This window comes from Klebsiella sp. 28, from assembly GCF_018223905.1.
Lineage (GTDB): Bacteria > Pseudomonadota > Gammaproteobacteria > Enterobacterales > Enterobacteriaceae > Klebsiella > Klebsiella pneumoniae.
Window position 1 is genome coordinate 1 of the sequence record NZ_JAGRQY010000083.1, and the last position, 18,175, is coordinate 18,175.

Consider the following 18,175-nt stretch of genomic DNA (forward strand, 5'->3'; position numbering starts at 1 on the left):
ACTGGCTTGCCGGCAGCCAGTAGCTCAAGAGCCCTGAGTAAGCGTATCCGCTGTCGCCATTCATTGAAGCTAAAACCCGTTTCGGCTCGGAATCGTCGCGTGAGCGTGCGTGATGACATGCCGGCCCAGGCTGCCCATTCTTCCAACCTGCGCCCGTCGTCCGGGTTTGCTGACAGCGCCTGCGCGATTCTGAGCAATCGGCTATCTTGCGGCATTGGAAGCCCAAGATTAACCCTGGGAAGGGAACCAATTTCATCAAGAATAACGCCAGCTAAACGTTTTTGGGACGCAGTAAGCTCTACACCTTGCCATGCAGCCGCTCGCGTTATCGCTTCACGCAGCAGATTTGTCATTGAGAGAACAGATGGCTTATCAGGTAGCTCGCCACAGGCTTTGGCAGAAACATAAACACTCCATCCTGAATATGGACCGTGCGAGCGCAGGCCGTGCGGAACACCTGGCGGTATCCAGACGGCATGTGTTGCCGGTACCACCCAGCGACAATCACCGCCATCGACCGTAAGTAGCCCACGTATGGCACCGATTAACTGCCCACAGCTGTGATGGTGGCGTGGAGTCTCCCGTATTACCTCAGACTGACGTACCGCGACGAGTAAAGTGGGTCCCTGGGGTGAAAATACCGGTTCGAATGGAATCAATGGATCGTGCATATTGGCGTGTTTGAGGCGTTTAATGTCATTTATACCGTACTGAAGCCAGTTAGTCGATTGTAAAGTATTCATCACTTTCACAGAGGACTAACCATCAAAATGATTACTATTACTAGGGTATTGGATGACATTATCAACCACCAACAGATACCACTGGATCGGATACTCAGTCGTTATTTTAGTCCCGGTTATCGGCAGCGTACTGATAACAAGTGGGAAGGATTAGATGGCTTTGCTCAGCATGCGCGTAGACTCCGGGAAATTATCGCCTTCGCTAAAATTGAGTTACATGACGAACTTCGTAACGGGAATCTTTATGCCACAAGGCATCGCGTTCTGTGCACCAGGCGCAGCGGAGAAGAGGTGGACATGGAAGTTTATATGTTCGCTGAAATAGATGATTCCGGGCGCTTCATTCGTATCGAAGAAGCCACGCTAATGCTTAAAGGGAGAGAGAGCGATAAAGATTTAGGCAGCGTGAGGTAAAAGAAATATAAGGTTACGACTAGATCAGACAAAAAACCGGGCAGCGCGCCCGGTTATCTTGTCAGACTAAAATTGCCCTACGCACTCAATCCGCGATTTTTCAGCATCGGCTCAATCTGCGGATCGTGTCCGCGCCACTGGCGATACAGTTCAGCTAAATCAGTGCTGTTCCCGCGTGATAAAATCGCCTCACGGAAACGCTGACCGTTCTCACGGGTCAAACCGCCCTGCTCCACGAACCATTGATAGCCGTCGTCGGCCAGCATCTGGGTCCACAGATAGGCGTAATAGCCTGCCGCATAGCCGCCGCCGAAGATATGGGAGAAATAGCTGCTGCGATAGCGCGGGGGGACCGCCGCCAGATCCAGGTTCTCTTCCCGAAGCACCAGCTGCTCAAACGCGTCCACCTCCTCCGGTAATGCCGAGGTCGACAGGCTATGCCACCGCATATCGAGTAACGCAGCAGCCAACAGCTCGCTCATGTCGTACCCTTTATTGAAGGTTGCCGCACGCAACATATTGTCGCGTAGCGCCTGCGGCATCGGCTCCCCGGACTGGTAGTGCTTCGCGTAGTGGGCAAACACCTGCGGCTGGCTGGCCCAGTGTTCGAAGATCTGCGAAGGAAATTCGACAAAATCGCGCGGCGTATTGGTCCCTGAGAGACTGGCGTAGCGCTGGCTGGCGAACAGCCCATGCAGGGTATGGCCGAACTCATGAAACAGGGTGATCACCTCATCCCACGACAGCAGCGCGCTTTGCCCTGCCTGCGGGCGGACGTAGTTGCAGACATTGTAGATAACCGGGCGCTGCGCGCGCAGAGTCGACTGTTCGACAAACACATCCATCCATGCGCCGCCGCTCTTTGAGTCACGAGCGTAGTAGTCACCGTAAAACAGCGCCATCCCTTCGCCGTTGTGATCGAAGATCTCCCAGACCCGCACATCCGGGTGATAGACCGGTATATCGAAGCGCTCAACAAAGCGCAGACCAAAGAGCTGCGAGGCCGTCCAGAATACACCGTCTTGCAGCACCCGCTCGAGGGCAAAATAGGGTTTGAGCTGCGCGTCATCAATGGCATAGGCAGCCCGCCGCACCTGCTCGCTGTAGTAAAGCCAGTCCCATGCCGTCGCGCGAAAACCCCCGCCTTCGTTGTCGATCACCTGCTGGATGTCCGCCAGCTCTCGTTCCGCCCTCGCCCGCGCCGCCGGCGCTATCCGGCGCATAAAGCCCAATGCCTCCGCCGGGGAAGCCGCAATTTGATCGGTCAGCGCCCAGCTGGCGTAATCAGCGGCTCCCAACAGCTCAGCCTGCTGCGCGCGGATCGCCGCCAGCCGCAGTACCAGGTCACGCGTATCATGCTCATCGCCCTGCTGATTGCGGGTCCAGCCGGCGGCGAAGAGATTCTCCCGCGTTTGCCGGTCGCGCAGCGCAAGCAGCTGCGGCTGCTGGGTGGTATTGGTCAGCGTCAGCAACCAGCGGTCGCTAAGCCCTCTTTCACGCGCTGCGTCAGCCGCCGCCGCTATCTCCTCATCGCTCAGGCCAGCCAGTTGATGCCGGTAATCAACCACCAGGCCGCCGCTTTTTGCCGCTCCCAGCAGTCGCTGCTGGAACTGACTTTGCAGCGTAGCCGCTTCGGTGTTCAGTGTGCGCAGCGCCGCCTGCTGCTCGGGAGCCAGCGTCGCCCCGGCGTGAACAAAACGTTGCCACGTCAGGGTCAGGAGACGATAGGACTCGCTGTCCAGCGCCAGCGCGTCGCGCTGCTCGTAGACGCTGTTCACGCGCTGAAACAAGGCCGCATTAAGCCAGATGTCATTCCCCAGCTCGGCGAGTTCGGCGGAAAATTGTTCATCCAGTGATTGAATATAAGGATTGGTATGGGCGCCAGCCATGGCGAAAAAGACCCGCGTCACCCGCGCCAGCAGCTGACCACTCTGCTCCAGCGCCTCGAGCGTGTTGGCGAAACTGGCCGGCTGCGGATTGTCGATAATAGCGCGAATTTCGGCCCGCTGCTGCCGGACGCCCTCATCAAACGCCGGGCGATAGTGGCTGTCGTCAATCACATCGAACGGCGGCGCCTGGTAAGGCAACGTACTGACGCTAAAAAAGGGGTTTCGTTCGGACATCTTTCTCTCCTGTACAGGCTAATGCTGTAAGATTAGGCCTCTCCTTAAGGGGTCGCAATGATTTCCGTTACCGGTCGCCGCCTGTGCGTGCTATGGTATGAAAACACAAAAAGCGTTGAGGAACAGTAAGATGATTATCATGGTCACCGGCGCCACCGCCGGTTTTGGTGAAAGTATTACTCGCCGTTTTATCGCTAACGGTCATAAAGTGATTGCCACCGGTCGTCGTGAAGAGCGCCTGAAGACGCTGAAAGACGAGCTGGGCGATAATCTTTATATCGCGCAACTTGACGTCCGCAACCGCGCCGCCATTGAGACGCTGATTGCTGACCTGCCGGCCGAGTGGCAGGCTATCGATGTGCTGGTGAACAACGCCGGCCTGGCGCTTGGTCTGGAGCCGGCGCACCGCGCCAGTGTGGAAGACTGGGAAGATATGATCGACACCAATAATAAAGGGCTGGTGTACATGACCCGCGCCGTGCTGCCGGGGATGGTGGAGCGCAATCGCGGCCATATCATCAATATCGGCTCTACGGCAGGCAGCTGGCCTTACGCCGGCGGAAACGTCTATGGGGCGACCAAAGCCTTTGTCCGTCAGTTTAGCCTCAATCTTCGTACCGACCTGCACGGCACCGCGGTGCGCGTGACCGACATCGAGCCGGGTCTGGTGGGCGGCACCGAGTTTTCTAACGTCCGCTTTAAGGGCGATGACGCTAAAGCCGAAAAAGCTTACGAAAATACCCAAGCGCTAACGCCGGAAGATGTGACCGAGGCGGTCTGGTGGGTCGCCACCCTGCCGAAACATGTCAACATCAACACCCTGGAGATGATGCCGGTGAGTCAGAGCTTTGCCGGACTCAGCGTTCACCGTCAGGGCTAACCGTCAGCCACCCGGCCTGCGGGCCGGGTATGGGCGGAAACGCAAAAAACGCGTAAAATAGTGCGCATAACCCCCTAAAAAGTAACCATCAATGGCCGCAGAATCGCAACTGAATCCTACGCAACCCGTCAATCAGCAAATTTATCGCATCCTCCGCCGGGATATCGTTCACTGCCTGATCCCGCCTGGTACACCGCTGTCGGAGAAAGAAGTCTCCGTGCGTTTTGCGGTGTCTCGTCAGCCGGTGCGCGAAGCCTTCATTAAGCTGGCGGAAAACGGACTTATCCAGATTCGTCCCCAGCGCGGTAGCTACGTCAATAAAATCTCATTGTCGCAGGTGCGTAATGGTTGCTTCGTCCGCCAGGCGATCGAGTGCGCGGTGGTTCGCCGTGCCGCCGGCATGATTAACGAAGAGCAACTTTATCAGCTGGAACAGAATCTTCACCAGCAGCGTATTGCCGTTGATCGGCAGCAGTTAAACGACTTTTTCCTGCTCGATGATGAATTTCACCAGAAGCTGTCGATTATCGCCGACTGTCAGCTGGCCTGGGAGACAGTGGAAAATATTAAAGCCGCCATCGATCGCGTCCGCTATATGAGTCTGGACCATGTCACCTCTCCTGAGATGCTTCTGCGCCAGCATCATGAGATTTTCACCGCGCTGGAAAAACGCGATGCCGAGGCGGTAGAAAAAGCCATGAGTATCCATTTGCATGAAATCAGCGAATCCGTACTGCTGATTCGCCAGGAGAACCGCGACTGGTTTAGTGAAGAATAAGAGTCAGACGGCTGCCGGCATGGCCGACGCAGCCGTCCTCATTGAAGGGATTATCTAACGACCAATACCGGCGTTTTGGCGTAGCGCAGAATTGACTCGGCGTTGGAGCCCAGCAGATGGGTGGAGATCCCCGGTTTGCGGGAACCAATCACAATGACATCGAACTCTTCGTTGTTACTGATAGCCAGAATTTCGTCACGCACGTTGCCAAAGACTACGCGGGTATGGATCCGCGTCATGGGGATGGCGAACAGTCGCGCCACCTCGCGCATTTTTTTCTCCGACTCTTCTTTCATATAGGCTTCAAACTTACGAATATCCGCCGTAAAACCGCGCAATAGCGAACGGCTGCTGTTCGGCAGAACGTTGAGCAAGGTGATCTCGCCATTTTCGGCCGAAGCGAGAAATTCCGCGTGACGCACCGCTTTATCGCTTAAATCCATTTCAAAGACATCAACAGGCAATAAAATTTTTTTATACATGACCCGTACTCCTTTTGCAGAGAAAGTTCTTTTTCAATAACTTAACTATGCCATTATTGCGGTGAAATACCAGTCATTGTTCGGAAAAATAACAGCTAATTATCTTTAGTAAATCAGGGAAATATAGAGTTATGTATAGACATTGCGTTCGATCATATTCTGCGTCTGCTAAAACCGATCGCTAGCAAAAAATAGACATCAGCGGAGTATCGTAGAAATAACTGAAGAGCCGGTGTCGACCCCGGGACCGACACCGGAAAAAGATTATTGCGCGGCGGCCCACGCGGCGACGGTAGCTTTAGCCCCCTGCCGCTGCAGCGCTAAGTAGGCGCGGGTCACCGCCGTGACAAAGCGTGACTCCTGCGGCAATTCGACGCCAAAAATCGCCTCAATACCCAACAGCGCTTTGACTCGCGCTTCGCCATCGGCGCTGGCAGCCACCGCTTGCTGGATAACCGGCAACAACGGGTCGCATATCTCGATTGCCTGGCCCGCATCGTCAACGCCGCCAACGTAGCGCATCCACCCTGCCACGCCCAGCGCCAGCAGTGTAAAATCACGCTGATGCACCAAATGCCAGCGTATTGAGTCCAGCATGCGCTGGGGCAACTTCTGGCTGCCGTCCATGGCTATCTGCCAGGTGCGGTGCTTCAGCGCCGGATTGCAGTAACGGTCAATCAGCAAACTGGCATAGCGTGACAGATCCACCCCCTGCACCTTCAGCGTTGGTGCCTGTTCGTCCAGCATCAACGACAGCGCCGCGCGACGGTAGTTATCGTCCTGCATACAGTCGTTGATATGCTGATAACCGGCCAGATAGCCGAGATAAGCGAGGAACGAATGGCTACCATTGAGCATTCTCAGCTTCATCTCTTCGAAAGGCACCACGTCGGCGACCAGTTCCGCTCCCGCTTTCTCCCACTGCGGACGTCCGGCAACAAAGTTATCCTCAATCACCCACTGACGGAAAGGTTCGCAGGCCACCCCGGCCGGGTCGCGCACCCCGGTCAGCTGGGTAATTTTATCGAGGGTTTCGGCAGTCACCGCCGGGACAATCCGGTCCACCATGGTCGACGGAAAGGTGACATTCTGCTCTATCCATGCGGCAAGATCCTCGTCTAAAGCCCGGGCGTAGGCGCAGACGACGTTGCGCATAACGTGACCATTTTCCGGCATGTTATCGCAGGACATCACGGTAAAAGCAGGCAGGCCGGCCGCCCGGCGGCGAGATAAGGCCTCCACCACTACCCCCGCCGCCGATTTTGGCTGGTGCGGGTTATGCAGATCGGCGGCGATCAGCGGGTGATCGAGCTGCAGTTCGCCGCTGGCTGGCGAATGGCAATAGCCTTTCTCAGTAATCGTCAGGGAGACAATGGCCACCTGTGGCTGGCACATCGCCGCCAGCACCGCTTCGAGACCATCAACCCCGGCGTGCAGCGCCTGCTTCACCACACCAACCACGCGCGCGGTCCAGGCGTCGGCGGACATTTCGGCGACGGTATACAGCAGATCCTGCTGCTGGAGATCGGCGATCTGCTGCTCGCCGCCAATCAGATTAACTTCGGTGTAGCCCCAGTCGCTGCCGTGCTCGCTGGCCAGTATATCGGCATACACAGCCTGATGAGCGCGATGAAACGCGCCAAAACCAAGATGAACGATACGGGGGATCAGTGCGCTGCGATCGTAGGTCGGCAGCGTGGCGTTAGCGGTTAAGAGGGTGTTTTCCATGATGACTCTCGTTGTTATGTAGCCCATCAACCATTCTCGGGGAGAACTCTCGAGGAGAATGCCTTTGTGCCTCAACCATCTCACGCAATTGGTATAACATCTTTGATTTCTGTCAACTACCATACAAGAAGATCTTGCGTGATAAAGCACGGGGCACGAGGCTGCAATCGCCGCAGTGACAGGATAGTGCAGGTAACGGGAGGAGAAGAACATGGCGGCCGCGCGTCCCTGCGGGCCTGCTGTTGACGAATCGCCGAGCGTTGTTAATCGATGCGAGTTTTGACGATAAAGAAGTAGCACAGCGCCCCGGCAAAGGTCACCCCGGCGGCGATCACCAGCGCCAGATTGAAAGAGTGAGTCGTATCCACTACCCAGCCGGTCACGATCGGCGCGAAGGAGGCAAACACAAAGCTGCCGAAGTTCTGGATCGCCGCCACCGAAGCCACTTTATGCTCCGCCACCATTACCTGCACCAGCCCCCAGGCGGACGTCCCGGCGAAATGAACGCAAAACAGCGCCATGGAGATAAAAGCCACCGCCTGGGCTGGCGTCGACGATTGCACCACCAGCAAGGTGCCCAGCGCCGACAGCACCAGACCGATAACAATCGCCGTTTTGCGGGTTTTCGCCAGATCGTAGCCTCTGCGCGCCAGGGCATCGACCACCAGGCCGTTGACCCACATCCCCACCGCCGCGGCAAGAAACGGGATCGCCGCCACCCAGCCGGTACGGGCCAGGCTTAACCCCTGCTGCGCCTGCAAATAGCCGGGTAACCAGGCGATATACAGCCAGCCGGTGTAGTTCACACCGGAAAAGCCGAGGATCATCCCCCAGGTAGTCCGCCGTTTAAACAGAGCCAGCCATTCGCTAAACTTCAGCGCCGGGCGGGCCGCCTCCTCACTGGCCAGATACTGCTGCTCCTCCTCCTGCAGGGTAAACTGCCGACGGTTACGGTAGCCCACATACCAGCACAGGCCGACCACGATCCCGGCTAAACCAATCACCACAAACATCGTTCGCCAACCCCAGGCCAACTGCATGATGACCAGGGCCGGCGGGGCGATAGCCTGGCCCAGCACCGTCGAGGAGTTGAATATTCCCACCGCCGTGCCGCGCTCTCTTTGCGCATACCAGTCGTTGATCGATTTCACGCCGGCTGGCATAAACGGCGCTTCGCCGATCCCGAGGCCAATGCGCAGCAGAATAAAATGCGAGAACGAATTGACCATCCCGGTCAGGGCCTGCATTGCGGACCAGAAAATCAGCCCGGCGCCCAGCACAATCCGTGGCCCCAGGCGATCCAACAAAATACCGGAGGGCAGTTGCGCGAAGCCGTAAGAGAGCGAAAAGGCGGAGAGCAGCACCCCGAACTCGGTGGCGCTAAGGCCCAGGTCGGCGCGTATCGCCTCCCCAGCGACGCTCAGCGAAGAGCGGTCAAGAAAGTTGACGATACCGGCGATAAACAGCAGCGTCAGGGTGATCTTCTGCACCCGACGGATGCGTAACGGCGTCGCCCCGGTCCGGGCGGCAAGAGTCTCGATAGCCATCGTTGTTCCTTACAGAGTCATATGAAATAGGATGTCTGATAAGTAAGGCAACAGGTCGACTACCATACAAGAATTAGGGTTGAAAAAAGCGGCAGGGATCACACATGACGAGCTTAGGCCCGTCCCCACCCCGCCACGATGATTAGCATGCCGCACAGGGCGACGGCCGCGCCCGCCCAGTCATAATGGGTTAATTTGACCCCATCAACGACCCGCAGCCAGAGCAATGCGGTACAAACGTACACCCCACCGTAGGCGGCATATACCCGCCCGCTGGCGGCCGGATGGAGCGTCAGGAGCCAGACGAATAGCGCCAGCGCCAGGGCGGTGGGGATCAGCAGCAGCGGCGTTGCCCCGCGCTTGAGCCATAGCCACGGTAGATAACAGCCGACGATTTCACACAGAGCGGTAGCAAAGAACAGCAGCGTTGTTTTGAGCATTAAAAGATTCGTAAAAGAGACAAAGCGTTGAACCATTCTACGCGATAATGGCCTCTGCCCCACGCTGTTTTGCCGGCTATGCCCGACAAAAGAGCTGTAGTAAACTGAACCTGAGGGTTAACCCATCACTTAAAGGAAATCGTGATGAACATGACACTGAACAAACGCTGGTGCCTGACCGCCATTCTGGCGTTAAGCGCTGTGGTCTACACCTCCAGCTCCTATGCCGCCACCGACCGGCTGGTGATTGAATCTGGCGACAGCGCGCAGAGCCGTCAGCAGGCGTCGATGGAAAAAGAGCAATGGAACGACACCCGCAGCCTGCGCCAGAAGGTGAACAAACGGGCGGAAAAAGAGTGGGATAAAGCCGATGTCGCTTTCGACGCGCAGGATAACTGCCAGAAGAGCGCCAACGTCAATGCCTATTGGGAGCCAAACACCCTGCGCTGTCTTGACCGTCGCACCGGCCGCGCGATCAATCCCTGAGCCGCTCCCTAACCACGCTGGCGCCTGCGGGCGCCGCCTTTCTGTAATCCCTTTTCCGTTTTAACCACAGGAATCTCCATGACCGACGCGCTACACGTCAAACTCCGCCCGCTTGAGCGCGAAGATTTGCGCTTCGTCCACCAGCTCGATAACAACGCCAGCGTCATGCGCTACTGGTTTGAAGAGCCGTACGAGGCCTTCGTTGAGCTCTCCGATCTGTACGACAAACATATTCACGATCAAAGCGAGCGCCGCTTTGTCATCGAATGCAATGGCGATAAAGCCGGACTGGTGGAGCTGGTTGAAATCAACCATGTGCACCGCCGGGCCGAGTTCCAGATCATCATCTCCCCCGACTTCCAGGGAAAAGGTCTCGCCACCCGCGCCGCACGCCTGGCGATGGACTATGGCTTTACCGTGCTCAATCTGTATAAGCTGTATTTAATCGTTGATAAAGAGAATGAAAAAGCGATCCATATTTACCGTAAGCTCGGCTTTATGGTCGAGGGTGAACTGATCCATGAGTTTTTCATTAACGGCGAGTACCGCAACACCATCCGCATGTGCCTGTTCCAGCACCAGTATCTGGCCGAGCACAAAACGCCCGGGCCGTCCCTGCTGAAGCCGACGGCTCAGTAATAATCGATACGGTTTTTAATGGTGTAGTGGCGGGTCAGCGGCGGCTGGACGCTTTCATCGACCACCTGCAGCTCACAGCTCAGCGGATTGTCGTGATCGTCGTAGTCGCAGGTCTGACGCACCGTGCCCAGCGTGCGATCGTTGAAGGTGCTGATGGCGGTATAGTCCAATTTCTTACGCGGATCCTTTGACGGCGTTGAGACGACGGTAAATCGCTCCTCTTTGGCGGTGGTGGTTTTTCCCAGCGGATAGCCATCGCTGTCATAGCGGTAGGTGGCGGTGGTCTCTTTGCCGCGTGCGCTGATAATAAAACCGTTATCATCCGTCTCCCAACTCACCCCGGCGGCAGGCATCTCCGCCAGCTGACACTTGCCCTGCAGGCGCAGCCGCTTCTCGTGGGTGCGCCCGTCGACGTAATAGTTGGCGTCCAGCAGCAGCGTGGCGCCGGTTTTGTTCTCCACATCTTCCAGGGTCAGCAGATCGAAACACCCTTCCCTGGAGAGCTGAGCGCTCACCTTCTTGACCACCACATCGTGTTCATCCAGCAGCGTCTGGCTAAAATCTTTCACCGGCCCGCGCAGGGGATCAAACTCAAACTCATTGGAAAAACTCGCCATTTCCGGGGTGAAGGCGTCCGGGGCGCTTTTACGGTCGCATGCCGTCAGCAGCAGCGCTGCCGGGATCAGCCAATACAATCTTTTCACAGACGATTCCTTTTGTGTACATCCGATCATATTAGCAAATACAATTGTTTACACCAGTTCTGCTATGCTTAAATCTGGATAACATCGATAAGGAGCGTAAGATGAAACTATCCCTCTGCACCGGCGCTGCGCTACTGCTGTGCTCCACGGCCGTACTGGCGGCTCCCGACTCCTGTGAACGGGTCAAAAGCGACATCCAGCAGAAGATCATCAACAATGGCGTACCGGAAACCGCCTTCAGCCTGGCCATTGTGCCAAACGATCAGGCAGACCAGCCCGGGGTTCAGGTGGTCGGTCATTGCGCCAACGACACCTTCAAAATCACCTATACGCGTAACAGCGACAGTCCCGCCGAAAACGACGCTCAGTAAGCCCTCTTCGGTTTCAAATGAAAGATCTTATCCCTGCATTGACCAGGGATAAGGTCTACTGGCTACCCATAACGTATTATCGCTCACCCCTGCGTCTGTTAATGACGTGGCGGTCCTTCTCCGCACAGCATAACTATCATGGAGTGAGCAATGTCGAATCAGGAATCTCCCGGCGGCGTCAGCCGACGCGCGCTACTAAAATCTACAGCCCTCGGCTCCCTGGCGCTGGCCGCCGGCGGGCTGACCCTGCCCTTTACGCTGCGCCGCGCCGCGGCGGCAGTTCAGCAGGCTACAGGCGACACAACCCGCATTGTCTGGGGCGCCTGCTCGGTTAACTGCGGCAGCCGCTGCGCCCTGCGGCTGCACGTGCGTGATGATGAAGTGGTTTACGTCGAAACGGATAACACCGGCGACGACCGCTACGGCGACCATCAGGTCCGCGCCTGCCTGCGCGGGCGTTCGATTCGCCGGCGCATCAATCATCCGGATCGCCTTAACTATCCCATGAAGCGCGTCGGCAAGCGCGGAGAAGGCAAATTTGTCCGCATCAGCTGGCAGGAGGCGCTGGATACCCTCGCCGACCGCCTGAAGAGCGTGGTTGCGCAGTATGGCAACGAAGCCGTATACATTAACTACTCTTCAGGGATCGTCGGCGGCAACATCACCCGTTCGTCGCCTTCCGCGTCGCCGGTGGCGCGTTTAATGAACTGCTACGGCGGCTCGCTTAACCAGTACGGTACCTACAGTACTGCGCAGATTGCCTGCGCCATGCCCTACACCTACGGCAGTAACGACGGCAACAGCACCTCGGATATTGAAAACAGCAAGCTGGTGGTGATGTTCGGCAACAATCCGGCGGAGACCCGGATGAGCGGCGGCGGCATTACCTGGTATCTGGAGCAGGCCCGCGAGCGCTCTAACGCGCGAATGATCGTCATCGATCCGCGCTACACCGATACCGCCGCCGGTCGGGAAGATGAGTGGATCCCCATTCGCCCCGGCACCGACGCCGCGCTGGTGGCCGGTATCGCCTGGGTGTTGATTAACGAAGATCTGGTGGACCAGCCTTTCCTTGATAAATACTGCGTTGGCTACGACGAGAAAACGCTCCCGGCCGGGGCGCCGGCGAATGGTCACTACAAAGCCTATATCCTCGGCGAGGGCGACGACGGGATCGCTAAAACGCCGCAGTGGGCCTCGCGTATTACCGGTATCCCCACCGAGCGCATCATTAAGCTGGCGCGCGAAATCGGCATGAGCAAGCCGGCCTACATTTGCCAGGGCTGGGGGCCCCAGCGCCAGGCCAACGGCGAACTCACCGCCCGGGCGATCGCCATGCTGCCGATCTTAACCGGCAACGTCGGCATCAACGGCGGCAATAGCGGCGCCCGCGAATCAACCTACACCATCACCATTGAGCGCCTGCCGGTGCTGGAAAACCCGGTGAAGACCGCCATCTCCTGCTTTACCTGGACCGACGCCATCGCGCGCGGTCCAGAGATGACCGCCAGCCGCGATGGCGTACGCGGAAAAGAGAAGCTGGATGTGCCGATCAAGTTCCTGTGGAACTACGCGGGCAACACCATCATCAACCAGCACTCCGACATCAATAAGACCCACGAAATTCTGCAGGATGAAAGCAAGTGCGAAACCATTGTGGTTATCGACAACTTTATGACCTCGTCGGCGAAATACGCCGACCTGCTGCTGCCCGACCTGATGACCGTTGAGCAGGAGGATATCATTCCTAACGATTACGCCGGCAATATGGGCTATCTGATTTTTATTCAGCCCGCCACCTCAGCGAAGTTCGAACGCAAACCGATTTACTGGATCCTAAGCGAAGTGGCGAAACGGCTCGGCGACGACGTGCATCAACGTTTTACCGAGGGGCGTACCCAGGAACAGTGGCTGCAGTATCTGTACGCCAAAATGGTGGCGAAAGATCCGGCGCTGCCGGCCTACGAGGATCTGAAGCGAATGGGCATCTACAAGCGCAAAGACCCGAACGGCCACTTCGTCGCCTATCGCGACTTCCGGCGCGATCCTGAAGCGCATCCGCTCAAAACCCCGTCCGGCAAAATTGAAATCTACTCCAGCCGACTCGCAGAGATTGCCGCCCGCTGGCAGCTGGAGAAAGACGAAGTTATCAGCCCGCTGCCGGTCTACGCCTCCACATTTGAAGGCTGGGACGATCCGCTGCGCAGCCAGTATCCGCTGCAGCTGTTTGGTTTCCACTATAAAGCGCGCACCCATTCCAGCTACGGCAACGTTGATGTATTACAAGCGGCCTGTCGCCAGGAAGTATGGATCAATCCGCTTGACGCGGAAAAACGCGGGATTAAAAACGGCGATATGGTGCGCGTTTTTAATCAGCGCGGCGAAGTCCGTCTTCCGGCGAAAGTGACGCCACGCATCATGCCGGGGGTCTCGGCGATGGGCCAGGGCGCCTGGCACGACGCCAATATGACCGGAGATCGGATCGACCATGGCGCCTGCATGAATACCCTGACCACCCACCGCCCGTCGCCGCTGGCGAAGGGGAATCCACAGCATACCAACCTGGTCGATATCGAGAAGGTTTAAGGAGTAAACCATGAGCACGCAATATGGATTCTTTATCGACTCCGCTCGCTGTACCGGATGCAAAACCTCCGAGCTGGCCTGTAAGGACTACAAGAACCTGACTCCGGAGGTCAGCTTCCGCCGGATCTATGAGTATGCCGGCGGCGACTGGCAGGAGGACAACGGCGTCTGGCAGCAGAACGTGTTTGCCTATTACCTCTCCATCGCCTGTAACCACTGTGAAGATCCGGCCTGCACCAAGGTCTGTCCGAGCGGCGCGATGCATAAGCGCGAAGACGGTTTTGTGGTGGTCAACGAAGAGGTATGCATTGGCTGCCGCTACTGCCATATGGCCTGCCCGTACGGCGCCCCGCAGTACAACGCCGACAAAGGCCATATGACCAAGTGCGATGGCTGTCACGAGCGCGTCGCCGAGGGGAAAAAGCCGATCTGCGTCGAGTCCTGCCCGCTGCGGGCGTTGGATTTCGGGCCGATTGCCGAACTGCGCGCTAAGCACGGCCAGCTGGCCGCGGTAGCGCCGCTGCCGTCGGCGCACTTTACCCGGCCGAGTATCGTTATCAAACCTAACGCCAATGCCCGGCCGTGTGGCGATACCACCGGTTACCTGGCGAACCCGAAGGAGGTGTGAGATGGGAAACGGATGGCATGAATGGCCGCTGGTGCTGTTTACGGTGCTGGGTCAGTGCGTGGTCGGCGCGACCATCGTCAGCGGTCTTGGCTGGCTGGCGCTGGGGGACCAACGGGAAGCCCGGCGGCGGCTGGTGCGCAATATGTTTTTTATCTGGCTGTTGATGGGCATTGGTTTTCTTGCTTCGGTGATGCATCTCGGTTCACCGCTGCGCGCGTTTAACTCGCTGAACCACATCGGCGCCTCGGCGCTGAGCAACGAAATCGCCAGCGGCGCTCTGTTCTTCGCCGTGGGCGGATTCTGGTGGCTGCTGGCGGTGCTGGAAAAAATGCCGGCGACGCTGGGTAAAGTCTGGCTGGCGATCGCCATGCTGTTAGGGCTGCTGTTTGTCCTCGCAATGACCCGGGTTTACCAAATCAATACCGTGCCAACATGGTACAATGGCTACACCACCAGCGCGTTCTTTCTGACGGTGCTCCTCAGCGGGCCGCTGTTTGCCGCCCTGCTGCTGCGGCTGGCGAAAGTCGACTTTAACGGCTGGTTTTTTGCCGGACTGAGCGTGGCCGCGCTGGTCATCAGCGCCGCAGTTATCATTATGCAAAGCGCCGGGCTCAGTACCCTTCACAGCTCGGTTCAGCAGGCGGCCACCCTGCTGCCAGATTACGGCAAACTCCAGGCGCTACGCCTGGTACTGCTGGCGCTGGGCCTCGGCTGCTGGCTATGTCCGCTGATCCGCCGCCAGCCGCCGCGCGCTACGGGGCTGCTGATCGGCCTGCTGCTGGTCTTGATCGCCGAATGTATTGGCCGCGGCCTGTTTTATGGTCTGCATATGACCGTCGGTATGGCGGTTGCCGGTTAATGAGACGGCGCGCAGGCGCGCGCCGCAGAAAGGAATAAGTGATGATGCCGATCCCAAATCGCGACGCCGTCGCGTTAAGCGCCCGCACCCTGGGCGCGCTGTTCTCTTATGCGCCGAATAGCGCGGAAATTGCGCCGCTGGTCGCCGCCTTCCAGGACGGGAGCTGGCAGCAGCAGTGGCCCTTCCCGGTCGCAGCCCCGCTGGCGTCAGGGTTTGCCGCATCGGCTGAAGAAACGTTGCCGGAAGCCTGGCAGCGCCTGTTTATCGGGCCATGGGCCCTGCCGGCGCCGCCCTGGGGCTCTGTCTGGCTGGATAAAGAGTCTGTGCTGTTTGGCGATTCCACGCTGGCTCTGCGCCAGTGGATGCGCGAGAACGGTATCGCACTGGAGGCCGATGGCAACGAACCGGAAGATCATTTCGGCACCGTGCTACTCCTGGCGGCATGGTTGTGCGAAACGGAGCAGGATGCGTTGTTCGCTCAGCTGCTGGCCTGGCACCTGCTGCCGTGGTCCGGGCGTTTCCTGAGCGTCTTTGTCGACCATGCCGCCCACCCCTTCTATCAGGCGCTGGGTCAGCTGGCGCAGGCGACTCTGGCGCAGTGGCAGGAGAATCTGCCGATCGCCGTGGCGCAAAAACCGCTCTATCGTTAACCCTTCGCCGCGCCGATATCCGGCGCGGTTTTATTTTGCCGCTTCCCAGCCTTTCACCCGCACTTATCGCTTTTGCATCTAAGGTTATTCCCTATCACAATAAGCCAATGTTTTCCGAACCTCGCCGTGACTAATGCATCGTCTTCATCCCTATCCTGATGTGCAGGTGATGTTTCGCCGCCTGCTGATCGCCACCCTGATTGGCCTTCTCGCCGCCCTGGCGGTGGCGCTGTTTCGCCACGCTATGGTGGTGCTGGAGACGCTGTTGCTCAGTAATGACAGCGGGAGCCTGGTCAACGCCGCACAGTCGCTGCCGGCGTGGCGTCGGCTGGTTACCCCCGCGCTGGGCGGCCTGACGGCGGGAACCTTACTCTGGCTCTGGCAACGACGCAGCGTCGCGCGTCCGCATGCCGCCACCGATTATATGGAAGCCCTGGAGACCGGCGACGGCTGTTTCGATACGCCGGCAAGCCTGGTGAAATCGCTGGCGTCATTGCTGGTCGTGGTGACCGGCAGCGCGATTGGCCGGGAAGGCGCCATGATCCTGCTGGCCGCGCTGGCGGCCTCGCTGTTTGCCCGTCGCTTCACGCCGCAGAGTGAATGGAAGCTATGGGTCGCCTGCGGCGCGGCTGCCGGGATGGCCAGCGCCTATCATGCCCCGCTGGCCGGCAGCCTGTTTATTGCTGAAATTCTCTTTGGCACGCTGATGCTGGCCTCGCTTGGGCCGGTGGTGATCTCGGCGGTGATCGCCCTGCTGTTGACGCAGTTTCTTAATGGCGGCGCCGCGCCGCTGTATCACGTCGTGTTACAGCAGAACCTCAGCGCCCTGCACTATGGCTTAATGCTGGCGACTGGCCTGCTGGCCGGGCTGTGCGGGCCGCTGTTTATCTGGCTGATGGACTACAGCCACCGCGGGTTCGTTAAACTGAAGCTGGCGCCGCCGTGGCAGCTGGCGCTGGGCGGGCTAATTGTCGGCGGCTTATCGCTCATCACCCCGGCAGTATGGGGCAACGGCTACAGCGTAGTGCAAAGCTATTTGCTGCTGCCGCCGTCCGGTGCGCTGCTGGTGGGCGTATTTATCTGCAAACTGCTGGCGGTGCTGGCCAGCAGCGGCTCCGGCGCGCCTGGCGGGGTCTTTACCCCGACGCTGTTTGTCGGCCTGGCGATGGGCATGCTGTTTGCCTGCTTCAGCAGGCTGTGGCTGCCGGGAAGTGAAGAAATGGCCATCATGATGGGTCTGACCGGCATGGCGGCGTTTCTGGCCGCCACGACCCATGCGCCGATCATGTCAACCCTGATGATTTGCGAGATGACCGGGCAGTATACGCTGCTGCCCGGTCTGCTGATAACCTGCGTCGTGTCGTCTGTGCTGTCGCGGACGTTACGCCGGGATTCGATCTATCGCCATCACGTTGCCGAGCATGTCTAAGTCGACGTAGCGGCTCAGCTCACGCTGTTCGGCGCGCGGTAGATAAGGCAGCTCGCCGATCAGCGGCGCCGGCAGCTTTTTGCTGAGGACATCGATGATTTCGGCGTAGTGCGCCAGACCGGGGTTGATCCGATTGGCCACCCAGCCAATCAGCGGTAAACCGTCATTGGCGATCGCCTGGGCTGTCAGTAGCGCATGGTTGATGCACCCCTCCTGGATCCCCACCACCATCAGCACTGGGAGCTGCTCCTGAACCACCCACTCGGAGAGCGGCCGCAGGTCGTTCATCAGGCTGCGCCAGCCGCCGGTGCCTTCAACCACCACGTGTTCGACCTGCGCGGCCAGACGCTGCAAACCATCGGACAGCAGACCGTAGTTGATCGGGCAGCTATGCGCCACGCTGCTCTCGTCTTCGCTTAAGGCGATGGGGTTGACAGCCTCATAAGGTAACGCCAGCGTGGAGACGCTCTGCAACACCAGCGCATCTTTGTTACGTAAACCGTCCGGCGTCTCTTTGCTGCCCTTCGCCACAGGCTTATACCCGGCCACGCTTTTGCCTCTGGCAGCAAGTGCCTGCAACAGCGCACGGGAAACCACTGTCTTCCCGACAGAGGTGTCTGTACCTGTAATAAAGAAACGCTTAAACATCACTAACCCCACAGTTTTGTCGATGAAATATACGGGAGAG

19 protein-coding genes are annotated in these 18,175 nt (G+C 58.2%); 11 read left to right on the forward strand and 8 right to left on the reverse strand.

The window, feature by feature from the left end; all coding sequences use genetic code 11:
* On the reverse strand, positions 1 to 743 hold a 743-nt coding region (locus KHQ28_RS14520), incomplete at its 3' end, for a helix-turn-helix transcriptional regulator (RefSeq protein WP_323131609.1).
* A gap of 27 nt (positions 744 to 770) precedes the next feature.
* Here KHQ28_RS14520 and KHQ28_RS14525 point away from each other — a divergent pair.
* A complete protein-coding gene (locus tag KHQ28_RS14525) occupies positions 771 to 1,157 on the forward strand; it encodes a nuclear transport factor 2 family protein (RefSeq protein ID WP_004179737.1) in 387 nt (128 codons plus the stop codon).
* 77 nt (positions 1,158 to 1,234) lie between these two features.
* Here the strand turns inward: KHQ28_RS14525 and dcp are convergent, their stop codons facing one another.
* Positions 1,235 to 3,280 (reverse strand): peptidyl-dipeptidase Dcp, encoded by a 2,046-nt coding sequence (gene dcp / locus KHQ28_RS14530; RefSeq protein ID WP_032419007.1) that lies wholly within the window; start codon positions 3,278 to 3,280, stop codon positions 1,235 to 1,237.
* 130 nt (positions 3,281 to 3,410) lie between these two features.
* Here dcp and ydfG point away from each other — a divergent pair, with 130 nt between their 5' ends.
* The gene (ydfG, locus tag KHQ28_RS14535; protein WP_002903733.1) at positions 3,411 to 4,160 is read left to right on the forward strand and encodes a bifunctional NADP-dependent 3-hydroxy acid dehydrogenase/3-hydroxypropionate dehydrogenase YdfG; all 750 of its coding nucleotides are present in this window, start codon (positions 3,411 to 3,413) and stop codon (positions 4,158 to 4,160) included.
* 91 nt (positions 4,161 to 4,251) lie between these two features.
* On the forward strand, positions 4,252 to 4,938 hold the full coding sequence (locus KHQ28_RS14540; RefSeq protein WP_002903730.1) for a GntR family transcriptional regulator: 687 nt from the start codon (positions 4,252 to 4,254) through the stop codon (positions 4,936 to 4,938).
* A gap of 50 nt (positions 4,939 to 4,988) precedes the next feature.
* Here KHQ28_RS14540 and KHQ28_RS14545 read toward each other — a convergent pair whose 3' ends face one another.
* From KHQ28_RS14545 to KHQ28_RS14560, 4 genes are all read right to left on the reverse strand, one after another.
* Entirely contained in the window at positions 4,989 to 5,420 is a 432-nt protein-coding gene (locus tag KHQ28_RS14545) for a universal stress protein (RefSeq protein ID WP_002903728.1), read from the reverse strand.
* 264 nt (positions 5,421 to 5,684) lie between these two features.
* Positions 5,685 to 7,148 carry a mannitol dehydrogenase family protein gene (locus KHQ28_RS14550; RefSeq protein ID WP_023328605.1) on the reverse strand — a complete coding sequence of 488 codons (1,464 nt, stop codon included), beginning with the start codon at positions 7,146 to 7,148 and terminating at the stop codon, positions 5,685 to 5,687.
* 263 nt (positions 7,149 to 7,411) lie between these two features.
* Positions 7,412 to 8,695 (reverse strand): MFS transporter, encoded by a 1,284-nt coding sequence (locus KHQ28_RS14555; protein ID WP_004179732.1) that lies wholly within the window; start codon positions 8,693 to 8,695, stop codon positions 7,412 to 7,414.
* 113 nt (positions 8,696 to 8,808) lie between these two features.
* Entirely contained in the window at positions 8,809 to 9,171 is a 363-nt protein-coding gene (locus KHQ28_RS14560; RefSeq protein WP_072143281.1) for a YnfA family protein, read from the reverse strand.
* Between the two features lie 108 nt (positions 9,172 to 9,279).
* On the opposite strand from KHQ28_RS14560, the gene KHQ28_RS14565 reads away from it, so the two are divergent.
* Entirely contained in the window at positions 9,280 to 9,621 is a 342-nt protein-coding gene (locus KHQ28_RS14565) for a DUF1283 family protein (RefSeq protein ID WP_002903720.1), read from the forward strand.
* Between the two features lie 78 nt (positions 9,622 to 9,699).
* A complete protein-coding gene (gene speG / locus KHQ28_RS14570) occupies positions 9,700 to 10,260 on the forward strand; it encodes a spermidine N1-acetyltransferase (RefSeq protein WP_002903719.1) in 561 nt (186 codons plus the stop codon).
* Here the strand turns inward: speG and KHQ28_RS14575 are convergent.
* A complete protein-coding gene (locus tag KHQ28_RS14575) occupies positions 10,254 to 10,964 on the reverse strand; it encodes a YnfC family lipoprotein (protein ID WP_032419008.1) in 711 nt (236 codons plus the stop codon). The genes speG and KHQ28_RS14575 overlap by 7 nt on opposite strands.
* Before the next feature lie 101 nt (positions 10,965 to 11,065).
* Here KHQ28_RS14575 and KHQ28_RS14580 point away from each other — a divergent pair, with 101 nt between their 5' ends.
* The 6 genes from KHQ28_RS14580 (at position 11,066) to clcB (ending at position 17,487) form a co-directional block, all read left to right on the forward strand.
* On the forward strand, positions 11,066 to 11,335 hold the full coding sequence (locus tag KHQ28_RS14580) for a DUF1161 domain-containing protein (protein WP_002903714.1): 270 nt from the start codon (positions 11,066 to 11,068) through the stop codon (positions 11,333 to 11,335).
* A 150-nt stretch (positions 11,336 to 11,485) separates the two neighbouring features.
* Complete coding sequence (gene ynfE, locus KHQ28_RS14585) at positions 11,486 to 13,921, forward strand: selenate/tellurate reductase subunit YnfE (RefSeq protein WP_004190280.1); 2,436 nt, start codon at positions 11,486 to 11,488, stop codon at positions 13,919 to 13,921.
* A 10-nt stretch (positions 13,922 to 13,931) separates the two neighbouring features.
* Complete coding sequence (locus KHQ28_RS14590; RefSeq protein WP_211777625.1) at positions 13,932 to 14,549, forward strand: DMSO/selenate family reductase complex B subunit; 618 nt, start codon at positions 13,932 to 13,934, stop codon at positions 14,547 to 14,549.
* Between the two features lies 1 nt (position 14,550).
* Positions 14,551 to 15,408 (forward strand): DmsC/YnfH family molybdoenzyme membrane anchor subunit, encoded by an 858-nt coding sequence (locus KHQ28_RS14595; protein ID WP_004892232.1) that lies wholly within the window; start codon positions 14,551 to 14,553, stop codon positions 15,406 to 15,408.
* 41 nt (positions 15,409 to 15,449) lie between these two features.
* A complete protein-coding gene (gene dmsD, locus KHQ28_RS14600; RefSeq protein WP_004209765.1) occupies positions 15,450 to 16,058 on the forward strand; it encodes a Tat proofreading chaperone DmsD in 609 nt (202 codons plus the stop codon).
* A gap of 133 nt (positions 16,059 to 16,191) precedes the next feature.
* Complete coding sequence (gene clcB, locus KHQ28_RS14605; protein WP_004148305.1) at positions 16,192 to 17,487, forward strand: voltage-gated ClC-type chloride channel ClcB; 1,296 nt, start codon at positions 16,192 to 16,194, stop codon at positions 17,485 to 17,487.
* On the opposite strand, the gene bioD is transcribed toward clcB, so the two are convergent.
* Entirely contained in the window at positions 17,440 to 18,135 is a 696-nt protein-coding gene (bioD, locus tag KHQ28_RS14610; protein WP_002903703.1) for a dethiobiotin synthase, read from the reverse strand. The two genes, clcB and bioD, sit on opposite strands and share 48 nt — an antisense overlap.
* Positions 18,136 to 18,175 lie beyond the last annotated feature (40 nt).

Bases quoted from the DNA above. Each gene is read 5' to 3' on its own strand.
- KHQ28_RS14525 (WP_004179737.1), top strand. From the start codon at position 771: ATGATTACTATTACTAGGGTATTGGATGACATTATCAACCACCAACAG.
- dcp (WP_032419007.1), bottom strand. From the start codon at position 3,280: ATGTCCGAACGAAACCCCTTTTTTAGCGTCAGTACGTTGCCTTACCAG.
- ydfG (WP_002903733.1), top strand. From the start codon at position 3,411: ATGATTATCATGGTCACCGGCGCCACCGCCGGTTTTGGTGAAAGTATT.
- KHQ28_RS14540 (WP_002903730.1), top strand. From the start codon at position 4,252: ATGGCCGCAGAATCGCAACTGAATCCTACGCAACCCGTCAATCAGCAA.
- KHQ28_RS14545 (WP_002903728.1), bottom strand. From the start codon at position 5,420: ATGTATAAAAAAATTTTATTGCCTGTTGATGTCTTTGAAATGGATTTA.
- KHQ28_RS14550 (WP_023328605.1), bottom strand. From the start codon at position 7,148: ATGGAAAACACCCTCTTAACCGCTAACGCCACGCTGCCGACCTACGAT.
- KHQ28_RS14555 (WP_004179732.1), bottom strand. From the start codon at position 8,695: ATGGCTATCGAGACTCTTGCCGCCCGGACCGGGGCGACGCCGTTACGC.
- KHQ28_RS14560 (WP_072143281.1), bottom strand. From the start codon at position 9,171: ATGGTTCAACGCTTTGTCTCTTTTACGAATCTTTTAATGCTCAAAACA.
- KHQ28_RS14565 (WP_002903720.1), top strand. From the start codon at position 9,280: ATGAACATGACACTGAACAAACGCTGGTGCCTGACCGCCATTCTGGCG.
- speG (WP_002903719.1), top strand. From the start codon at position 9,700: ATGACCGACGCGCTACACGTCAAACTCCGCCCGCTTGAGCGCGAAGAT.
- KHQ28_RS14580 (WP_002903714.1), top strand. From the start codon at position 11,066: ATGAAACTATCCCTCTGCACCGGCGCTGCGCTACTGCTGTGCTCCACG.
- ynfE (WP_004190280.1), top strand. From the start codon at position 11,486: ATGTCGAATCAGGAATCTCCCGGCGGCGTCAGCCGACGCGCGCTACTA.
- KHQ28_RS14590 (WP_211777625.1), top strand. From the start codon at position 13,932: ATGAGCACGCAATATGGATTCTTTATCGACTCCGCTCGCTGTACCGGA.
- KHQ28_RS14595 (WP_004892232.1), top strand. From the start codon at position 14,551: ATGGGAAACGGATGGCATGAATGGCCGCTGGTGCTGTTTACGGTGCTG.
- dmsD (WP_004209765.1), top strand. From the start codon at position 15,450: ATGATGCCGATCCCAAATCGCGACGCCGTCGCGTTAAGCGCCCGCACC.
- clcB (WP_004148305.1), top strand. From the start codon at position 16,192: ATGCATCGTCTTCATCCCTATCCTGATGTGCAGGTGATGTTTCGCCGC.
- bioD (WP_002903703.1), bottom strand. From the start codon at position 18,135: ATGTTTAAGCGTTTCTTTATTACAGGTACAGACACCTCTGTCGGGAAG.